Genomic DNA, 18,426 nt, shown 5'->3' with positions numbered 1-18,426 from the left:
GCCGCCGGGCGAGTCCACGACGCCGTCGAGCGACATGAAACCGGTGTAGACCAGGTCACGCATGGTGCTGCCCCCTCATGCTCGGGCGGGTTGACGGGTTCACCTTAGATCGTGGCTGCGGCGGCCGTCTTGGACGGAAACGACAGCGGGTCCAAACGCGATGCCGGCCCTGGTGGCGCAGGTGGTCGGTGCCGAAGGCAGGAGCCATCTGAACCCTGTCAATACTCCAGCCGCACCCGGTGAAGTCGGAGTCTTCGCTGGCTAGTGGGCTGTTCTGGCCCGGTATTGGTGTCAGGCAGCGCTCTCCCCGAGCGTTGACTTGACGCGCCGTCGCAGTCGCTGCGCGCGCGGGTCCGCAAAGCTGCCCAGCAGCGCGACCGCCTCGCGCCACCACCGGTGTGCCTCCTCGGCGCGCCCGGCGTCGATCAGCGCCGTTGCCAGGTGGTCCAGCGTCAGGGCGAGCTGCCAGTCGTCCCCGAGCTGCCGGTGGACCGCCGCCGCCGGCAGGTGGAAGGCGATCGCCTGATCCGGCTGCCCCAGCTCCCGGTACGCCTCGCCGGCCCCGTCCCACGCCATCGCCTCCCGGCTGCGGTCACCCAGCTGACGCTGGATCGTGGCCGCCCGGTGTGTCGCCTCCAGCGCCTGGGCGGGGCGGCCGACGGCGCGCTGCACGCGCGCGTACTCGACCAGCCAGTGCGCCAACCACACCGGGCTCCCCCGTTCGGCGATGGCCAGCGCCCGCTCGATCGCGGTCAGGGCGTCGTCGGTGCGCCCGAGTTCGCGCAGCGTCATGCTGAGGAAGAACAGCGAGTTGCCCTCCTGCCCCCGGTCGTCGATGTTCCGCTGCACCGCGAGCGCCTGATCCAGCAGCGTCACGGCGTCGGCGAGGTCACCCAGTTCGTACCGGGTCTCCGCGAGGTTGCTCAGCAGCAGGGCCCGCCAGCGTTGGTCGTCGCGCCTGGTGAAGATGTCGAGGCTCTCGCCAAAGTGCGTGAGAGCGTCGGTGAGGCGGCGGTGGCGCAGCGCCAGCAGGCCCAGCGCGTTGATGGACACCGCCGTGCCGTGTTCGTCGCCGATGTCCCGCCGGATCGCCAGCGCGGCGTGGTGGTGCTCTGCCGCTTCCGTGAGCTGGCGGGCCTGGAAGTGGGCCTTACCGAGGCTCTCCAGCGCCTCCGCCTCAGCGCCTCGGTCGCCCAGCGAACGCGCTGCGGCCAGACCGATCCGCGCCGTGGTGAACCAGGCGTCGAAGGCGTTGCGGTGCATGAAGACGCTGCGCAGCAGAACGGCAAGATGCCAGGCGATCCGTGGCAGCGCTGCCTCGGCCGCGGCGCGGGTGGCGGTGACGAGGTTGTCCTGCTCGGCGGTGAACCAGGCGTCCGCCTCCTCCGCAGTGGCGAAGTCCAGCGGCGTGACCTCGGACGGTGGTGCCAACGGCAATGTCCGGCTGAACGGGAGTGTGCGGGCCAGCGCGGCGTCCGCCGTGTGCAGATACCAGGTGAGTACGCGGCGCAGCGCGGCCTGGCGATCCTCGCCGCTCTCCAGGTGCTTGACCTGATCCACCGCGTACGCGCGCAGCAGGTCGTGCAGCTGGTAGCGGCCGGGTGCGCTCTGCTCCAGCAGGTGCGCACCGACGAGCGCGTCGAGCGGCTGCCGAACCTGTGACACCGGCGAGCCGGCGAGCGCGGCGGCAGCCGGGGCGCCGAGGTCCGGGCCGGGATGCAAGCCGAGCAGGCGGAACAGCCGGGCCGCCGATGTGTTCAGGGCCCGGTAGGACCAGGCGAAGACGGAGCGTACGGCGTCGGCTTCCTCGCCGTCCTCCGCGGTGAGGGCGTCCCACAGGGCCGACTCGTCGCGCAGGTCCTGGATCAACTCGGACAGCGGCATGAACGGCCGGCTCGCCGCCCGTTCGGCGGCGATGCGCAGCGCCAGCGGTAGCCTGGCACACAGCCGCGCCAGTTCGGCGAGCTCGACCGCGTCATCGCCGGTGCGGTACTCGGCGGTCACGTCGTGCAGCAGCGTCACCGCGTCCTCTTCGGCCAACATGCGCAGAGTCAGCCGCCGGCCGCCGTCGCGGCTGACAAGACCCGACAGCATGCTTCGGCTGGTGACGATCACCAAGCAGCTGCTGGTGCCCGGCAGCAGTGGACGCACCTGCCGGACCGTGGCGGCGTTGTCCAGGACCACCAGGACGCCCCGGTCAGCCAGCCGGGAGCGGTACAACGTCTCGCGGTCCTCGAGATCAGCGGGAATCGCGGACGCGGGAACGCCCAACGCCCGCAGGAAACGGTCCAGTACCTGCTCCGGTCGACTGGGCTGGCCCGGGTCGTAGCCGCGGAGGTTTGCGTAGAGCTGGCCGTCCGGGAACCGGTGCCGCACGGCGTGCGCCCAACGCAGCGCGAGAGCGGTCTTGCCGACGCCGGCGGTGCCGGTGACGACGACGAGGGTGGCGTCGGCGGCCTCATCGCCGAGCAGCCGGTCCAGCGCTCGCAGCTCCTCGACCCGGTTGACGAAGCCGCGTACGTCACCGGGGAGCTGGCGGGGAGGCGGGTCGGCGGGGTGGGGGCTGCCGGGATGAAAGTGGACCCCGCCGTACACGTCGCGGGCCTGCACCAGGTCGGCGGGGCTGGACAGCTCCGACCGGTTGCCGTGCTCCGGCCGTTGTTGCTCCGCCCCGCCGTCAACCGCCATCGGTCAGTCCGGGATGGGCGGCTCCAGGGGTGCCACCGCTCGGGCGAAGAACTCGTCCAGCGGCTCACCGCCGTCGTAGAGCGACTCGATGAATTCCTGGCACCGCATCACCACGTCCGGGTTCCGCCAGCGCCGCGCCGCCTCGAGCACGCCGTCGGCGTCGTAGACCGCCTCGTACATGACGTCCGTGCCGAGGGTGTAGATCTCCGGCAGCGGACCACCCAGCTCGGAAGCGGCGACCTGGTCTGGGGTCACCACTCGCGTCAGCCCGCCGTATTCGTGGCGTAGCCGCAGCACGTGCAGCTCCCAGCGCAGGTAGGGGGTCAGTGGCTCCTGCACTACCCGCACCCGACGGGTGGCGAACCCGCTGTCGGCGATGCGCCGGTAGTAGTCCTCGAACTCCGGACGCCGCGCGTCAAGAATCCGCAGCGAATCGTCCCACCGGCCGGCGGCGAAAGCCTGCCAGCCCTCATCGTGGGGCTCCTTGAACATCTGCTGCCGTTCCAGCTTCCAAAAGCCCGGCGAGCCGGTCTTCCAGAACCGCTGTTCGAAGTCGGCCCAGTAGTCGTCGAGGGCCAACAGCTCACCAGGGTCTCCACCTAGGAGTTCACGCATCAGGGATGTCCACCTTCGCCGCGATCATGGTCGATCGAGGGATGATGATAAGCCGCTCACCGGGGTCGACGGAGACTCCTTCGGGGAGCCGGTCCTGGTAGGTCTCGGTGAGGTCCTGCCCGATCACCGCGACGTCGCCGTTGCTCAGCTCCCAGATGTCGGGACAGCTGCCGTCGCCAGAGGTGTTGCCCAGTTCGTGCGACGACTTGCCCCAACGGCGGTTGAGCTCGGCGGACGGGTCCGCTTCCCACCGGTGTGCACTCATCCCGACCTCCCCTGGGCCCGTCACGCCCAGAGCACGGATAGTAACATTGAGAGAGCTGGATTACAGTTGCCCATGCCGGCTCCAGTCCAGTGGTAATCCTGGGGGTGAAGGGCGTGGACGACCCGCTCATGCTCGCGGCGGCGACGACGCTGGTCGCCTGGGCGACCACAGAGCTCGCACAGGAAGCCCGGTCAGCCGTCGCCGGCCTGACCGAGTTCCTCCGGCACCGATTCCGCAACGAGCAGGCAGCCCAGCAGACCGTGGAGGTTGCGCTACGCCACCCGACTGCGGACATGGTGCAGCGCCTCGCCGCACTCCTCGAACAGGAGACGCTTCGTGATCCCGCGTTCGATGCCGAATTGCGCGAACGCTTCGCGAAGGTCGAGGCAATCATGGCAGCGAACCAGGGCAACGTGACCAACACCGTGTCCGGCGACGTCAGTGGGTCGATGGTGCAGGCGCGTGACGTCCACGGCGGCATCTCCTTCGGCGGCCGCAGCCATTTCTGAATCAGCCGCCGTCTCGCGGACTGGGGTGTTGGCCGCATCCGCCGGCCGGCGCAGGCAGGCGGTGCTGCTGTGCGTCGTGCCAGGTGACGGACAGGTAGTGCCCGGCAGCGGGTGAGCCGTCGTGTAGTGAGCTTGCCTCTAGGAGATCACGACTGAGTTCGGCCATCGGGGCGGGCGTGACCTGCGGGTGTATCGGCACCGTCCCGGCTGCTGTGAGCCACGCGGCCGAGCCGCCGAAGACCGCTGCGAGTGACACCACAGGACGGCGCCGTCTTGGACCCGACAGCTTCGAAACCTCGCCCCAGCCGGGCGGCAATAGTAACGTCACCGCCACTTTCCGTGTTGACGCGTGAGGTGAACGGTGACGGATTCCGTTCAATCAGACGATCTTTCCGATCTCGCCCGGATCAACGGACGCGCGGAGTTCGCGGCGGCGCTCACGGCACAACGCGAGCTCGCCGGGCTGACCGTGCGGCAGGTGGCGGCGAAGGCGGGCGGCCACAGCGCGAGCAGCACGATCGGCGATTGGTTCGCCGGGCGGGGTCTGCCGTCGTTGGCGTCACAGGACTTGTTCCTGAAGGTTCTCACGGTGTGCCAGGTCCCTCCTACGGAGATCAACGGGTGGCTGGAGGCCTGGCGTCGCGTACGCCGCAGCCCCGGACCACGCCCGCAAGGCCTCGACCCGTACCGAGGACTGGCGCCGTTCCAACCGGACGATGCCCGCTGGTTCTTCGGACGCGACGGGCTCACCGCCAGCCTCGTCGAGGCGGTCATCGGCCTGCATGCGGCGGGCGGCGGCCTGCTTCTGGTCGTTGGCGCGTCGGGCTCCGGCAAGTCGTCCCTGCTCCGAGCCGGCCTGATCGCGGCGCTGCAGAGTACGGCGGACAACTCCGACGGGCACGCCGACCATGCGGCCGCCGACCCGGGCGGCTGGACGGTGGAGCTGATGACACCGGGCACCGACCCGCAGGCGGAGCTAGAAGTCCGAGCTACCCGGATCCGATCCGCCTGCGGGCCCGCCCTGCTCGTCGTCGATCAGGCGGAGGAGTTGTTCACGGCACTGCCCCACCAAGAGGCGGCTGACTTCATCGACGAGCTCGCGGCCCTCCCCGCGGTGCCGGTCGGTGCGGTGGTCGTGCTCGGCTTACGCGCCGATTTCTACGCGCACGCGTTGAGCTTTCCGCCCCTGCTGGATGCGGCCCAGCGTCGCCAGGTCACGGTCGGCCCGCTCACGCCTGCAGAGCTGCGGTCAGTCATCGTCGAGCCGGCCCGCACCGCCGGAGTAGAGATCGAAGATGGCTTGATCGAGCTGTTGCTCGCCGATCTCGCGGTGGCGGCGGCGAGACCGGAACAGGTGGAGGCGGGCGTCCTCCCGCTGCTGTCGCACGCGCTGTTTGCGACGTGGCGGCACGACCAGGGCAGGCGGCTCACCTTCCTCGGGTACCGCAAGGTTGGGCGCGTGCAGGGGGCGGTCGCCGCGACCGCCGGAAGCGCATACGACTCGCTCACCCCGGCGCAACAGCGGATCGCGCGGCGTCTTCTCGTTCGACTTGTCCATGTCGGGGTCGACACGCCAGACACTCGGCGGGTGGTGCGCATCGCCGACCTGCTCGAAGCCTTCGGCGCGGAAGCCGCCGAGGCCCAACAGGTACTCGACCTTTTCATCACCCAGCGGCTCGTCACGGCCGAGACGGGCACTGTCCAGATAAGTCACGAGGCGCTGTTGACCGCCTGGCCGGCGCTGCGCGACTGGCTGGCCGGCGACCGGGCGGGGCTGGTGCTGCGACAACAGGTGGCGGCAGCCGCGGCCGGGTGGCGGGCGGAGCAGCGCGACCCTGCGGGTCTGTACGCAGGCACCCGCCTCGCGGCCGCGCAGGAGTGGGCAGACGATCACCCCGAGGAGGTCTCGCCGCTGGAGCGGGAATTCCTCGAGCACAGCATCCGGCACGTCCGCCGCCGGACCCGCCGTCTCTACCAGACGGTCGCAGCGCTCACCGCGCTCGTCATGGTCTCGTGCGTCCTGGCCGGCTACGCCTTCCAGCAGCGCTCGGACGCGACTAGCCAGCGCCGAGCGGCGGTGGCGCAACGCAACGAGGCCTACTCGCGGCTGCTGGCCAGCCGCGCCGACTGGCTCCGTAACCGGGACACCACCCTCGCCCGGCACCTGGCCTTGGCCGCGTACCGCGTCGCCCCGACCGTGGAGGCACGCTCCAGCCTGCTCGACGCGGCAGCGACCCCGACCGTCACCCGGCTGGCGGGGTTCACGGGCGCCGCGCAGGCGGTGACATTCAGCTCCGACAGGCGTCTCTTCGCCGCTGCGGGTACGGACGGTCGCATCCGACTTTGGGACGCCACCGCCACACCCACGCCCGCAGCGGTGGGCGAACCTCTCACCGGCCCGAACGAATCCCTGTTCGCCGTCACGTTCAGCCCCGACGGCAGGCTGCTCGCCGCCGCTGGCACGGACAAGCAGATCCACCTCTGGCGCCTCGACGACCAGGCCAGCCCACACCGACTTGCGGCGGTCACCGGTCCTACCTCGACCGTCTACTCCCTCGCATTCAGCCCGGATGGTCGCGTCCTCGCCGCCGGCAGCGCCGACCGGAACGTGTGGCTGTGGACGTCTGACGGGTCGCGTGTCCACACCCCCGCACCGTCGTTGGCCGGGCCGGGCGACGCGGTGCAGGCCGTTGCCTTCAGCCCTGACGGACGGCTGCTCGCCGCCGGCAGCGCCGACCGCACCGTGCACCTGTGGGCGCTTGCGGACCGACGGCGCCCCACTGCGGCGGGCACCCTCCGGGGGCACGACGGCAAGGTGCTGGCCCTCGCCTTCAGCCCGAACGGGGCGCTGCTGGCCAGCGGTAGCGGCGACAACAGTGTGCGCATGTGGGACTTGCGGGGTCCCCGACCGGTCCTGCATGGCGCCCCGATCACCGGGCCGTCGAGCTGGGTCAACGCGATCGCGTTCAGCCCGGACGGGAACAGCCTCGCCATCGGCTCGTCGGACAAGAACCTCACCGTCGTCAAACTCGCAACCCGACGGGTGATTCAGACGCTGCCGCACCCTGCCCCGATAACCGCGCTCGCCTTCGGCGCACGTGGCGAGACGCTCGTGAGCAGCAGCACCGACGGGTTCGTCCGACAGTGGGCACTACCCGGGCCGCTGCTGGCCGAAGCGACCGGATCCATCTTCGCCACCGCTTTCAGCCCTAACGGCGGCGTTATGGTGACGGCCAGCCGCGACGAGACGATCCAGCTCTGGCGCGTCGAGGACCCACGGCGACCGACGCCCCTGACCGCCCCTATCCGCCGCCCAGGAAGCGCCGACGGGTACGCGGGCACGGCAGCCTTCCGCCCTGATGGCCGTCTCCTCGCCGTCGGCGGCCGGTCCGGAGACGTGGAACTCTGGGACGTCGCCCGGCCTGACCGCCCGATTCGTGTCGGGCCGCCGCTAGTCGGCGCCGCGGCGCTGATCGAGACCATTGCGTTCACCCGCGACGGCTCTCTGCTCGCCGCCGCCGGCGATGACGGCAACACCTACCTGTGGGACGTCACCCGCCCCGACAACCCGCGTCCGGCGGCCACGATCCGCGGGGACGGCGCCATGGTGCTGTCGGCGGCCTTCCATCCACGGCTTCCCGTGCTGGCCACCGCCGACACCGAGGGACGCGTCCGACTTTTCGACGTCGCCACGCCCGCCGCGCCCCGCCAGCTCGGCGCACCCCTGCATGGCTCCACCGGATACGCGTACAGCGTCGCGTTCAGCCCGGACGGGCGGATCCTCGCCGTCGGCGGCGCCGACAAGACCGTCCGGCTCTGGGCACTCGACAACACCGGGCACCCGCGGCCGCTACCGCGGCCGCTGCTGGGACCCACCAGCTACGCGTACTGGGTGACCTTCAGCCCGGACGGCGCGACGATCGCCGCCGCGTCCACCGACGGCACCGTCTGGCTCTGGGACGTCCGCGACCCGCAACGGCCGGCCGTGGTGGCCAGCCTGGGCCACACCGACGAGGCATTCTACGTGGTTGCCTTCAGCCCGGACGGCCACACGATCGCCGCCGGCAGCGCCGACGCCACAGCACGGATCTGGGAGACCGACCCAACGCGGCTCGCCGCCGGTATGTGCGCCACAGTCGGTGCCCCGGTGACCGTCGAGGAGTGGGCCCAGTACGTGCCGGGCGTGCCGTACAGCCCCGCCTGCTGAACCCCCTCCGCCGGGCGGATCAACTTGCCAACTGTGCGAACGCGAGGGCTCCCGCAGCAGGGAGCCCTCGCCGATGGTTCGATGCCGTACAGGGTTACGGGCACGGCTTCCCAAAGCCATAGGCGTAGCCACTGCCTATACGACCGATAACGCCCCAGTAATCCACCCACGCCCCCGCCGGACGGTTGATGTAGCAGGCGTAGTTGCTGTTGCTGTAGGCCTCGAAGTGAACGTGCACGCCGTCATTATTCGAGACGTTGTAGCAAGAGCTGTACCGGAAACGGTCGGTATACCCGAGGACGGCACCGTGTGACACCCATTGACCGGCCCCAACCTGCACGTTGGCCAGGTGTGCGTACTTCGCCCAACCAACATTGTGGCCGCCGTAGTGGAACTCGACCGTGACCACGTAGCCGCCGTCGGCGTAGACGCCGCTTCTGCACGCCAGCCTGACGTCGGCGATGCGGTACGACACGGCGCCCTGCTGGGATGCAGGCCATGCGCGGGTATTCACCGTTTCGCCAGGCGCGCGGTACATGTCGACGGCCCAGTCGCCTCCGTACGGCCGGTGATGGTAGCTCGCCCCCGCGACCCCGTAGCGGTCCCACCAGCCCGAGAATGGAGGCTGAATGTTCACCCCAGGTAGCGTCGCGGCTTGGGCCGGCGTTGGCAGGAAGACCGATGCGGAGAAGACGACCGCCAGTGCGATGAGGGGATGGATGAGTAGCCGGGTCACTTTCCGTAGGGACGTCATGCCGACTCCTTGGTAGATGGGACGTGCAGCGGGTGTCGGTTGCCGGGGGTAACCCCCGCCGGCAGGCCGGCATGGACAGGAGACCGGTTCGGCGATCGTTGAGGGAAGGGGATCTCGTTTATCCGTACAAGGCCGTACACCTTCTGTGCTGCTCATCGCCCGGCGACCCCTGGTTCGGAACGCGGTTGCGCCGACACGACGGATGACCTTGGCGAGGCCTTGCTTTCAGGTTTTCGGGCAGCTGCCCTTCGGGGGCGCCTGGTGAAAAATGCGCCTGCTGCAGGCGGTCGGCGCTGCGCTTAGCTCGTCCCATTCGGCGACACTGCGCTTCTGCTCCGCTTCGGTGAGGGTGCGCAGGTGCTGTTTCCGAGGACGCGAAGTTACCCGCCCCCGCTCCCTGTCGACGTGGCAGGTTCATCTCCGCCCGCGCCTCGATCTTCGCCTTCCACTGGCCCTGGTTCTGCTACAGGATTCCAGCTCGGGTCGACGAAGCCTCGCACCGCTGCGTGCAGCGCATCGTCGAGGTGCAGGCCGGCCTTGAGTGCCACCGGTGTGAATCGGAGGTTCACGAGTTCGGGAGTACGTGCGTCACCGACTACCGCTGACGGCCGTGTAACCCCCGTTGATCGTTGGCCGCATCCGCCATGACCGAGCGGTAGTGGGCCAGCTCTGCCTCCAGCGCCGCCCCGGCCCGTCTGGACGACGCCACGTAGTGACCGACATCGGGAAGGAGCAACACCTCGGGGGCCATGCCGAGAGACGTCAGCTCGTCGGCGAGTTCGCGTACGTCCTCGACCACGGCCACCTCGTCGGCGGTGCCGTGGATGAGCAGCACCGGTCGTTGGACAGTGGCGGCACGGACCGGACCGGCGCCACCTCGCAGCCGTATCGCGTGCGCCCGCTGAACCGGGGCACCGTCTGCGCCCACCGGTCAGGATCCACGATCGCCGACACGGCGGTGGCGGCGGCGAACGGGCCGTCCTGTGCCACCGCGTGCAACGCGGTGTATCCGCCGGCGCTGGCACCACGGATGAACACCTGCCCCGGCACCGCCCGCCCCGTCGACAGCAGGTGACCCGCCACCGCCGCGCAGTCATCGACGTCGTCCAGACCCCACCGGCCGTACAGCGATTCCCGGAACACCCGGCCGTACCCCGTGCTACCCAGGTAGTCGACATCAACCACGGCGAACCCACGACTGGTAAAGAACTGCGCCTGCCAGTCCAGGCGCAGCAGACAGGACGCGGTAGGCCCAGGATGGACCCGAACGATCACCGGTGCCCGCCAATCCGGCGACGAGCCCGTCGGCGGATACACCAGGGCAAGCACCTCCCGACCGCTGGCCACCCGAACGCACAGCTCCGTCGGCGTCGATACTCGCGTCCCGTCCAGTGCGGCGTCCTCCGGCCTGGCAAGCACCTCCACCTGGGGGTCATCGTCGGCCAGGTGCACGAGCGCGACCTGCGGGGCTGCGGTCGGTGACGATCCGATCAACGCCACCGTCGTCCCTTGCACGGCCACGTACGGCTTGGTCGACGTGTACGGGAGGTCGACCGGGCGGACAGTGCCGCCGGATTCGATGACGACAAGGCGGTGCCGCGGCCCCTCCTGCACCGCCACGACGATCCGGCCGTCATCGAGGAAGCCGTACGACGCGTACCCCAACTTCCACGGCTCCGCGGCGCACTCACCCGCGATCGGTGCCACCGCCTCCACCCGGTGCCCGTCCCACCGGTAGAGGTTCCACCAGCCACTGCGGTCCGACACGAAGTACAACGCCCCGTCGGGTCCCCACCGCGGCTCCATCGCAGACTCATCCGGACCGCCAGCCAGTCTCATTGCGCCCTCGACCGAACCACGCGGCGAGTAGGAGGCCACCCACACCTCACACGCGTCCCAGGGCATGCCGCGCTCGCCCCACGCGGTCCAGGCCAACCAACCCGGACCCGGCCGAGGCGCACCGAGGAACCCCGGGGACGAGGCGAGAGTTCGCATCTGCGGAGCTCCGGTGAGCGACGCCACGACGAGTTCGTCACCCTGCTCGGACTCCCGCACAGCCAGCAACTCGCCGTCGCCGATCGTCAGGTCACCGAAGGATCCATCGCTGACCAGGTCGAGTTCCCCGCCGTGACGACGGCCCCGGTAGAGGCCATCTCCGCCGACGCACCACAACGTCCCCTCGGCGACAGCGAACGATCCGCCTCCGTACGCATGAACGCCGCTGGCGACATCGAAGCCCTCCGGACTGACATTCCGCGCGCCCTCGCCGGACCGCCAACACGTCACCGTCGTACCCCCGCCGGCCTCGGGGCGAGTCTCCAGCCAGTACAGGCCGCCATCACCGGTACGCAATTGGTCATAGCTCACCGAGGCGCGGACGGCGTCGTCCGCCGACACTGCAGCGACCCTGTCCGCCAACCTCACCGGTCCTCCTCGAACAACTCCAGGCGCGACCGGACGACGGCGGGCTCGTCAACCAGTCGCCGAAGCACCGGCAAGGCCAGCAGAAGTCTCGGTCCTCCGGGCCGGTGACCGGCCCCCAGCCGCGAAATGCGTGACTGGCGACAGCAGCGACAGCCCGGAAAACCCCGGGCTGTCGCTGTTTTACCGTAGATCGGCGGCGATCCGGTCGGCGTCGGCGGTCAGGGCGTCGTAGCCGTCGGCGTTGAGCTTGCCGTCGCGTCGCAGGTCGCTGAGCTTCTCGCGCAGCTTCTTGAGCCGGTCCTCGGCATGGTCGGTGTCGCTCTCGGCGATCTCTTTCGCGATCGCGTCCACCTTCGTGTGCAGGTCCTTCGCGGCATCCGGGTTCAACCGGCCGGCTTCCACCTGCTCCCGGATCGACTGGCGCATGCCGGCGATCGGGTCAGCGGGTGGGGTGGGGCTCGGCCTTCGGGAGGTGACCCGAGGGCTCGGTGTCGGGCTGGCCGGGGTGCGGGTGGCGGACGCGACGGCCCGCAGGGTCGGCGTGGCGGGCGCGACGGTGACCGGCACAGCCGGCACGCGGGGCGCGACGACGGTAGTGGCCGATGCCGGCGGCGTGGTCGGTCCCGCGACCGAGGTGTGGTCGTCCCGGTCGAGCAGCGTGAAGCCGGTCAGGGCGAGCAGCGCGACGCCGAGCAGGGCCGCCGCCAGCAGCGCTTCGCGGCGACGCCGTGCCGGGCGGTAGCGCGGCCTGGGGCGTGCAGGGCCGGCTGCGTCCGGCGTGGGCGGAAGACCGATCACCGGCGTGGACCGTCCCGGCCGGCCCGGGTCCGCTGGCGTGACCGGCACGAGGGGAACCGGCGTGCCGGCCCGGGGCAGCAGGGCCGCGAGGCGGTCCCGGACCTCGGCCGCGTCGCGCGGCCGGTCGGCGGGATCTTTGGCCAGCAGTTCGGCGGCCAGGGCGTCCAGCTCGGCGGGTACGTCGGCCCGGAGCTCGCACAGCGGCTGGGGTGGCTCGTTGACGTGCTGATGCAGCACGCTGAGCTGCTCGCCGACGAACGGCGGACGGCCGGCGAGCATGGCGTAGAGGGTGCAGCCCAGCCCGTACAGGTCGGTGCGGTGGTCCACCGGCCGGCAGAGGGCCTGCTCGGGAGACATGTACGAGCTGGTGCCGAGCTTGGTCGCCGGCTCGGTGAGGGTCTTCTCCCCCTCTGCCCAAGGAAGTCGGGCGATGCCGAAGTCGCAGATCTTCACTGTGCCGGTGGCGGTGACGATCAGGTTGCCCGGCTTCACGTCACGGTGCACCACCCCGGCCGCGTGCGCGGCGGCGATCCCGTCGCAGGTCTGTACGGCGATCGACAACGCCTGCAGGACGGCGAGCGGGCCGTCGGCGATCAGCGCGGACACGGTCCGCCCCTCCACCAGTTCCATGATCAGGTAGGAGTCGTTCGCCTCTGTGCCGAAGTCGTAGACAGCGACGATGTGCGGATGGGTCAGCCGGGCCGCTGCACGGGCCTCGCGGTCGAAGCGTTCCGCGGCCATCGGCTCCTTCAGGCCGGCCGCGGCGAGCACCTTGATCGCCACCGGGCGGTCCAGGCGCAGGTCGCGTCCGCGCCACACCTCACCCATGCCTCCGCTACCCAGCAGCTCCTCGCACTGGTAGCGGCCATCCAGCAGACGTCTCAGCACGCGTCTCACTGCTCCAACCCTGCGCGCCGCTACACGGGGGGCGGTGACGCGACGGCCGGCATAGGGGTCATCGGACAAACCATCAGGAGTTCCTCATGGTCAGCGGTCCCCCAAGGTGGTCAACGCGCCATCGGCACCGAGGAAACGACCGACCGGCGCCGGCTACGCCCTGCTCCGGCGGGCCGCCGAAGCTGCCGCCGTCCGCGTGCAGCTCAACAAGGTCGTGACCGCCTCCGCCGCCGACGGCGAACCCGGCGTACCCACCGTCCTCCGCGTGATCGCAGAATCCGCGCTGAGAAGTCGGTGCGCCGGATCTAACTGTCGGAGTCGGGCTCTGCGAGCAAGGGCAGGATCCCGGTCATCGAGAGCACGCGGCACCGATCGGACGGCGATCGGGCTTACTACTTCGACGGGACGCCGACGCGGCACGCCGGTTCTTCCGCCGGGCGCTGTCGACGTTGAAGGTGACACCGAGCGAGGCCGTCACCGACGCCGCGCCGGTCTACCCCAGAGTGCTCGACGAGCTGATCCCGCAGGCGTGGCACCCCGTCGAGCAGTACGCGAACAACCCGATCGAGGCCGACCACAGCCAGCTCAAACACCGGTTGAGACCGATGCGCGGACTACGAACCGACAGGACAACGCAGGTGATCATCGCTGGACACGCCTTCATGCAGAACCTACGACGTGGCCACTACGAACTCGCCGTCGATGCCCCGCCGGCAACGCGGATGTCGACGGCGTTTGCTGAGCTCGCCCAAGCGATCTGACCTCGGCCCCACCCGGGTACAACGCGTTCATCGATCCGGCAACGCAACAGGACCCGATAGGACAGGTTGAACCGCAGATACCAGCGGACCGCGACCACGATCACCTCCGGCGGGAACCGGAACCCGGCGAACGCCGACTTCGGAGGCAGCCACGGGTCAGGCCGGGTCGACGACTTCACTGCTCAAGCCTGCCTCGGTCTTGCCAACGCTCAACGCAACAGTGCCCTTCATTGGCCAATTTGCGCCATGGCATTCATGCGCCATTGACATCTCTTGATCACGCCCGGTCCACCGATCGAGGATTGGAGATGGCTCGATCAACCAGGCCGCTGGCGCGGGCGGTGAGCCGCACCGCGTTTCCTGCACCCCCACGGCGGGCGACCCCCGCCGCTACAGGCAAGGAGACCCGGTGGCAAGACAGAGAAGACCGTTGCAGGTAGCCCTCGCGGCCCTGATCGCGCTCGTCGTGATACCACTGGTTGGTGGCACCGCTGCCGCCCGGCCGATCATAGACGAGTCCGCGCTTGAGCAGAAGGCGGAACCCGCGCTGCTCGACCAGCTCCAGGCCGAAAAGGAGGTCACCTTCTGGCTCGAGTTCAACCGCGACGCCGACCTGCACGTGGCGGCGCAGGTCGCGACGAAGACAGAGAAGGCAACCGCTGTCTACGAGGCAAAGCAGCAGCAGGCCACGGCGTCCCAGGCGGATGTGGTGAAGCTGTTGGACTCGGCGGGAGTCGACTACACCTCCTTCTGGATCGACAACTCCATGCAGGTCGTCGGCGGCCACGAGATCGCCGGCAAGCTCGCCGAGCGCCCCGAGGTCGCGCGGATCACGGCGGACGACGAGATTAAGATCGACGAGCCGATCGCGGGCGAGAACGAGCCCACGGTCGACGCGATCGAGTGGAACGTCGACCGGATCAACGCTCCCCGGGTCTGGAACGAACTCGGCGTGCGCGGTGAGGGCATCGTCGTCGCCAACATCGACAGCGGCGTCCAGTACGACCACGCGGCGGTCAAGAACCAGTACCGGGGTCTGAACGGCGACGGCATTTATGACCACAACTACAACTGGTTCGACCCCGCTGGGGTCTGCCCCACGGCCGCGCCGTGCGACAACAACAGCCACGGCACGCACACCATGGGCACGATGGTCGGCGACGACGGCGGCGACAACAAGATCGGCATCGCCCCCCGCGCCAAGTGGATCGCCGCCAAGGGGTGCGAGTCCAGCTCCTGCAGCCGCGACTCTCTGCTCGCCGCCGGTCAGTGGATCGTCGCGCCCACCGACCTGACCGGCGCGAACCCGCGCCCGGACCTGGCCCCCGACGTGGTGAACAACTCCTGGGGCGCGAACGTCTTCGACCCGTGGTACCAGGAGGTGGTCGCCGCCTGGCGGGCCGCCGGCGTCTTCCCGTCGTTCTCCAACGGCAACAACGGACCGGCCTGCAACACCAGCGGATCGCCGGGCTCGTACGTGAGCAGCTACAGCTCCGGCGCGTTCGACATCAACAACGCGATCGCCAGCTTCTCCTCCCGGGGCGTCGGCGAGAACGGGGCCATCAAGCCGAACCTCGCGTCTCCGGGCGTCAACGTGCGCTCCAGCATCACGGGCGGCGGCTACGGCTCGAAGTCCGGCACGTCCATGGCGTCCCCGCACACTGCGGCGGCGGTCGCGCTGATGTGGTCGGCGTCTCCCGCGATCCAGGGCGATGTGGCGCAGACGGAGGCGCTCCTCGACCAGACTGCGATCGACGTCGACGCCACCGCCTGCGGCGGCACCGCCGCCGACAACAACGTCTTCGGTGAAGGGCGGCTCGACGCGTTCGCGGCGGTCTCCGCCACGCCGCGCGGCCCGACCGGCGCGCTGAGCGGCACGGTCACCTTCGGTGGCGCGGGCGTCGGCGGGGCGAAGGTGGTTGTGGACGGCCCGATGGACCGCATCCTCAACACCGCGTCCGACGGCACGTACGCGCTGCCGGTGCTCTCCGTTGGCGACTACACGATCACGGTCACCAAGTTCGGCTACCTCACCGGTACCGGCGGCGTCACCGTCGTCGAGGGGCAGACCGCCACCCGCGACATCGCGCTGCAGCAGGCGCCGTCCGCGAAGGTCTCGGGAACGATCACGTCCCACGCCGGGCCCGCCGGGGGCGCGGCGGTCACCGTGAACGGCACCCCCGTGACGGCCACCGCCGACGCCCAGGGCCACTACGAGGTGACCCTGCCGCACGGCGCGTACGACCTGACGGCCTCGCACCCGTCCCTCTGCGTCACCGCGGGCACCGCGCGCGTGGAGGTCACGGCCGACACCACCGCCAACATCGCCCTGCCGGACCGCGTCGACACCTTCGGGTACGCGTGCGCGGCCAGCAACGACAACCGCGTTGTCGCGGGCACGGACAAGCTCGCGCTCCCCGACGGGGACAACGACTCCGTGGCGGTCACCCTGCCCTTCCCGGTCCCGCTGTACGGGGAGACCTACACCTCCGGTTGGATCACCACCAACGGCGTGGTGACCTTCGCCTCCAGCTCGACCTCGAGCGCCAACAACACGATCCCCCGCACAACCACACCCAACGCGGCGCTCTTCCCGTTCTGGGACGACCTGAAGGTGCCCCCGGCCACCGCGGGCATCTACACCGGCGTCAGCGGCACCGCCCCGCACCGCTCGTTCGTCGTCGAGTGGCGGGACGCCGTTCACGATTCGGAGGAGGACGACCCGTTCACCTTCGCCGCGGTCATCGGCGAGGACGGCAAGATCTCCTACCACTACAAGGACACCGACGGCATCGGTCTCCAGTCGGGCTCCAGCGCCACCATCGGGGTGGAGAACCGCACGGGCACCGACGCCTTCCAGTACTCCTACAACACCGGCGGCGTGCTCTCCGACGGCTTCAGCATCGACTTCCGGACGACGAAGACCGGCGTGGTGCTGGGCACGGTGCGCGACGCCAACGACGGCGAGGGCGTCGCCGGGGCCACGGTCACCGTGGGCACGGGAGACACGGCGGTCACCGCGACCACCGGGTCGGACGGCTCGTACCTGGCCCAGGCACCGACCGGTGCCACCTCGGTCAAGCTCACCGCCCCGGCCTACCAGCCCTTCGAGCAGGCGGTGACGCTTGAGGCGGGCGGCGTCGTGGCGGTGTCCGAGGCGCTCAAGACCGGCAAGGTGGCGGTCGCCAAGGACGCGTACGAGATCGTCATCCCCGCCGGCCAGCAGCGCACCCGCGCCTTCGAGCTGTCCAACTCGGGCTTCCCGACGGCTTACACCGTCGTGGAGGACGCCCCGTGGCTGGCGGTCAGCCTGACCGGCGGCGACCTGGCCACCGGTGCGAAGGCCACTGGCCTGCTCTCGGTGGACACGGCCGGGCACACGCCGGGCGAGGTGCTCACCACCACCGTGCAGGTGACGTCCGCGAGCGGACGGGCCCCGGTGCTCACCGTGCCGGTGAAGGTCGTCGTGCCGCGCTACCAGGCGGCGCTCGACGCGGGCGCGTCGGGCACCGGCGTCGTGGACACGCTCGGTGACACCTGGCAGCAGGACCAGCGGTACACGGCGGGCTCCTTCGGCTACCAGGGCACGTCGAGCACGAAGTCCACGAACCGGGCCATCAGCGGCACCGACGACCCGGCGCTCTTCCAGAACGCGCGGGAGGGCATGTACGAGTACCGGTTCGACAACGTGCCCAACGGCGTCTACACGGTGGAGCTGGACTTCGCCGAGGTGTCGAGCAGCAAGCCGGGCCAGCGGGTCTTCGACGTCCTCGCCGAGGGCACCGAGGTACTGCCGTCCCTCGACATCGCGTACGAGGCCGGCACCTACACGGCGGTCACCCGGACCTACACGGTCACCGTGACCGACGGTGTGCTCAATGTGCGGTTCGTGGCAAGCAGCGGTAAGCCGTTGGTCAACGCCATCCGTGTCACCGAACGGCCCGACAAGGCCTGACGGGCCGACCAGAAAGGGGCCCGTCCCGCCGTCCAGCGGGGCGGGCCCTCCGCTTGCGTCTGGCCGGATCCGGCCGGTTCAGCCAGCGGTGGTGGCGAGCGTGATGCCGAACCCGACGAACAGCGCCGATCCCGGTCGTGACACCCGCGGCCAGCCGGCGGCGCTGGCGGAACTGCGCCGCGAGGTACGTGCCGGCGAAGATCAGCGCGGTCAGGTACAGGGCACTGGTCAGCTGCGCGATCAGCCCGAGCGGCGCCGTTGCGTCATCGGATCGGCGGACGTGTTGAACCCGCGGAGGTCCGCGGTCAGATCGCTTGAGCGAGTTCGGTGAACGAAGCGAGCTGGTCGCTCGGGCGCTGGCGGGTCGGGGCCAGGGTCAGCAGCGGTCCGAGCTGTCGCCCGGCCGTCCGTGCGTGGCAACGCGACGGCTCGCGCCATTCCTGGCAAGTAGCCTCCTGCCCACTTGGTCGATTGAAGGAAACTTTCGCTCGATCTCTTGCGCCTGCCAATGCTTACTACCGACAGTCTGACCACCACCACCAGTCGACATCCG

At 70.0% G+C, this 18,426-nt stretch carries 8 protein-coding genes and 4 pseudogenes; 5 read left to right on the top strand and 7 right to left on the bottom strand.

Annotated features, from left to right (window positions below; translation table 11 throughout):
* Positions 1–291: 291 nt before the first annotated feature.
* Genes V6U79_RS24345 through V6U79_RS24335 form a run of 3 tightly spaced genes read right to left on the bottom strand, consistent with a single transcriptional unit; the run spans position 292 to position 3,568 of the window.
* Entirely contained in the window at positions 292–2,688 is a 2,397-nt protein-coding gene (locus V6U79_RS24345) for an ATP-binding protein (RefSeq protein WP_334615946.1), read from the bottom strand.
* A gap of 3 nt (positions 2,689–2,691) precedes the next feature.
* Positions 2,692–3,303 carry a DUF6879 family protein gene (locus V6U79_RS24340; protein WP_334615945.1) on the bottom strand — a complete coding sequence of 204 codons (612 nt, stop codon included), beginning with the start codon at positions 3,301–3,303 and terminating at the stop codon, positions 2,692–2,694.
* Positions 3,296–3,568: a hypothetical protein gene (locus tag V6U79_RS24335; protein WP_046564757.1), complete on the bottom strand. Its 273-nt coding sequence runs from the start codon at positions 3,566–3,568 to the stop codon at positions 3,296–3,298. The genes V6U79_RS24340 and V6U79_RS24335 overlap by 8 nt, the downstream gene beginning before the upstream one ends.
* Positions 3,569–3,681: 113 nt before the next feature.
* Here V6U79_RS24335 and V6U79_RS24330 point away from each other — a divergent pair, with 113 nt between their 5' ends.
* From V6U79_RS24330 to V6U79_RS24320, 3 genes and pseudogenes are all read left to right on the top strand, one after another.
* Positions 3,682–4,077 (top strand): hypothetical protein, encoded by a 396-nt coding sequence (locus tag V6U79_RS24330; RefSeq protein ID WP_334520226.1) that lies wholly within the window; start codon positions 3,682–3,684, stop codon positions 4,075–4,077.
* Positions 4,078–4,138: 61 nt separating this feature from the next.
* Positions 4,139–4,330 (top strand): annotated as a pseudogene (locus V6U79_RS24325) (hypothetical protein).
* Between the two features lie 108 nt (positions 4,331–4,438).
* On the top strand, positions 4,439–8,284 hold the full coding sequence (locus V6U79_RS24320; protein WP_334615943.1) for an nSTAND1 domain-containing NTPase: 3,846 nt from the start codon (positions 4,439–4,441) through the stop codon (positions 8,282–8,284).
* A gap of 94 nt (positions 8,285–8,378) precedes the next feature.
* On the opposite strand, the gene V6U79_RS24315 is transcribed toward V6U79_RS24320, so the two are convergent.
* From V6U79_RS24315 to V6U79_RS24305, 3 genes and pseudogenes are all read right to left on the bottom strand, one after another.
* Positions 8,379–9,038: a M23 family metallopeptidase gene (locus tag V6U79_RS24315; RefSeq protein ID WP_334615942.1), complete on the bottom strand. Its 660-nt coding sequence runs from the start codon at positions 9,036–9,038 to the stop codon at positions 8,379–8,381.
* Positions 9,039–9,626: 588 nt separating this feature from the next.
* Positions 9,627–10,814: pseudogene (locus V6U79_RS24310) on the bottom strand (alpha/beta hydrolase family protein).
* A gap of 828 nt (positions 10,815–11,642) precedes the next feature.
* Positions 11,643–13,148, bottom strand: a complete 1,506-nt coding sequence (locus V6U79_RS24305; RefSeq protein WP_334615941.1) for a serine/threonine-protein kinase — start codon at positions 13,146–13,148, stop codon at positions 11,643–11,645.
* Positions 13,149–13,555: 407 nt separating this feature from the next.
* On the opposite strand from V6U79_RS24305, the pseudogene V6U79_RS24300 reads away from it, so the two are divergent.
* Positions 13,556–13,918, top strand: a pseudogene (locus V6U79_RS24300) (DDE-type integrase/transposase/recombinase); the annotation flags it as partial.
* Positions 13,919–14,327: 409 nt separating this feature from the next.
* Positions 14,328–17,873 (top strand): S8 family serine peptidase, encoded by a 3,546-nt coding sequence (locus V6U79_RS24290; RefSeq protein WP_334615940.1) that lies wholly within the window; start codon positions 14,328–14,330, stop codon positions 17,871–17,873.
* A gap of 78 nt (positions 17,874–17,951) precedes the next feature.
* Here the strand turns inward: V6U79_RS24290 and V6U79_RS24285 are convergent.
* Positions 17,952–18,123, bottom strand: a pseudogene (locus V6U79_RS24285) (leucine efflux protein LeuE); the annotation flags it as partial.
* Positions 18,124–18,426: the final 303 nt, after the last annotated feature.

The organism is Micromonospora psammae (genome assembly GCF_036902725.1).
GTDB lineage: Bacteria > Actinomycetota > Actinomycetes > Mycobacteriales > Micromonosporaceae > Micromonospora.
The sequence above is the reverse complement of the archived record's forward strand: the minus strand, read 5'-3'. Positions and strand labels throughout refer to the sequence as shown.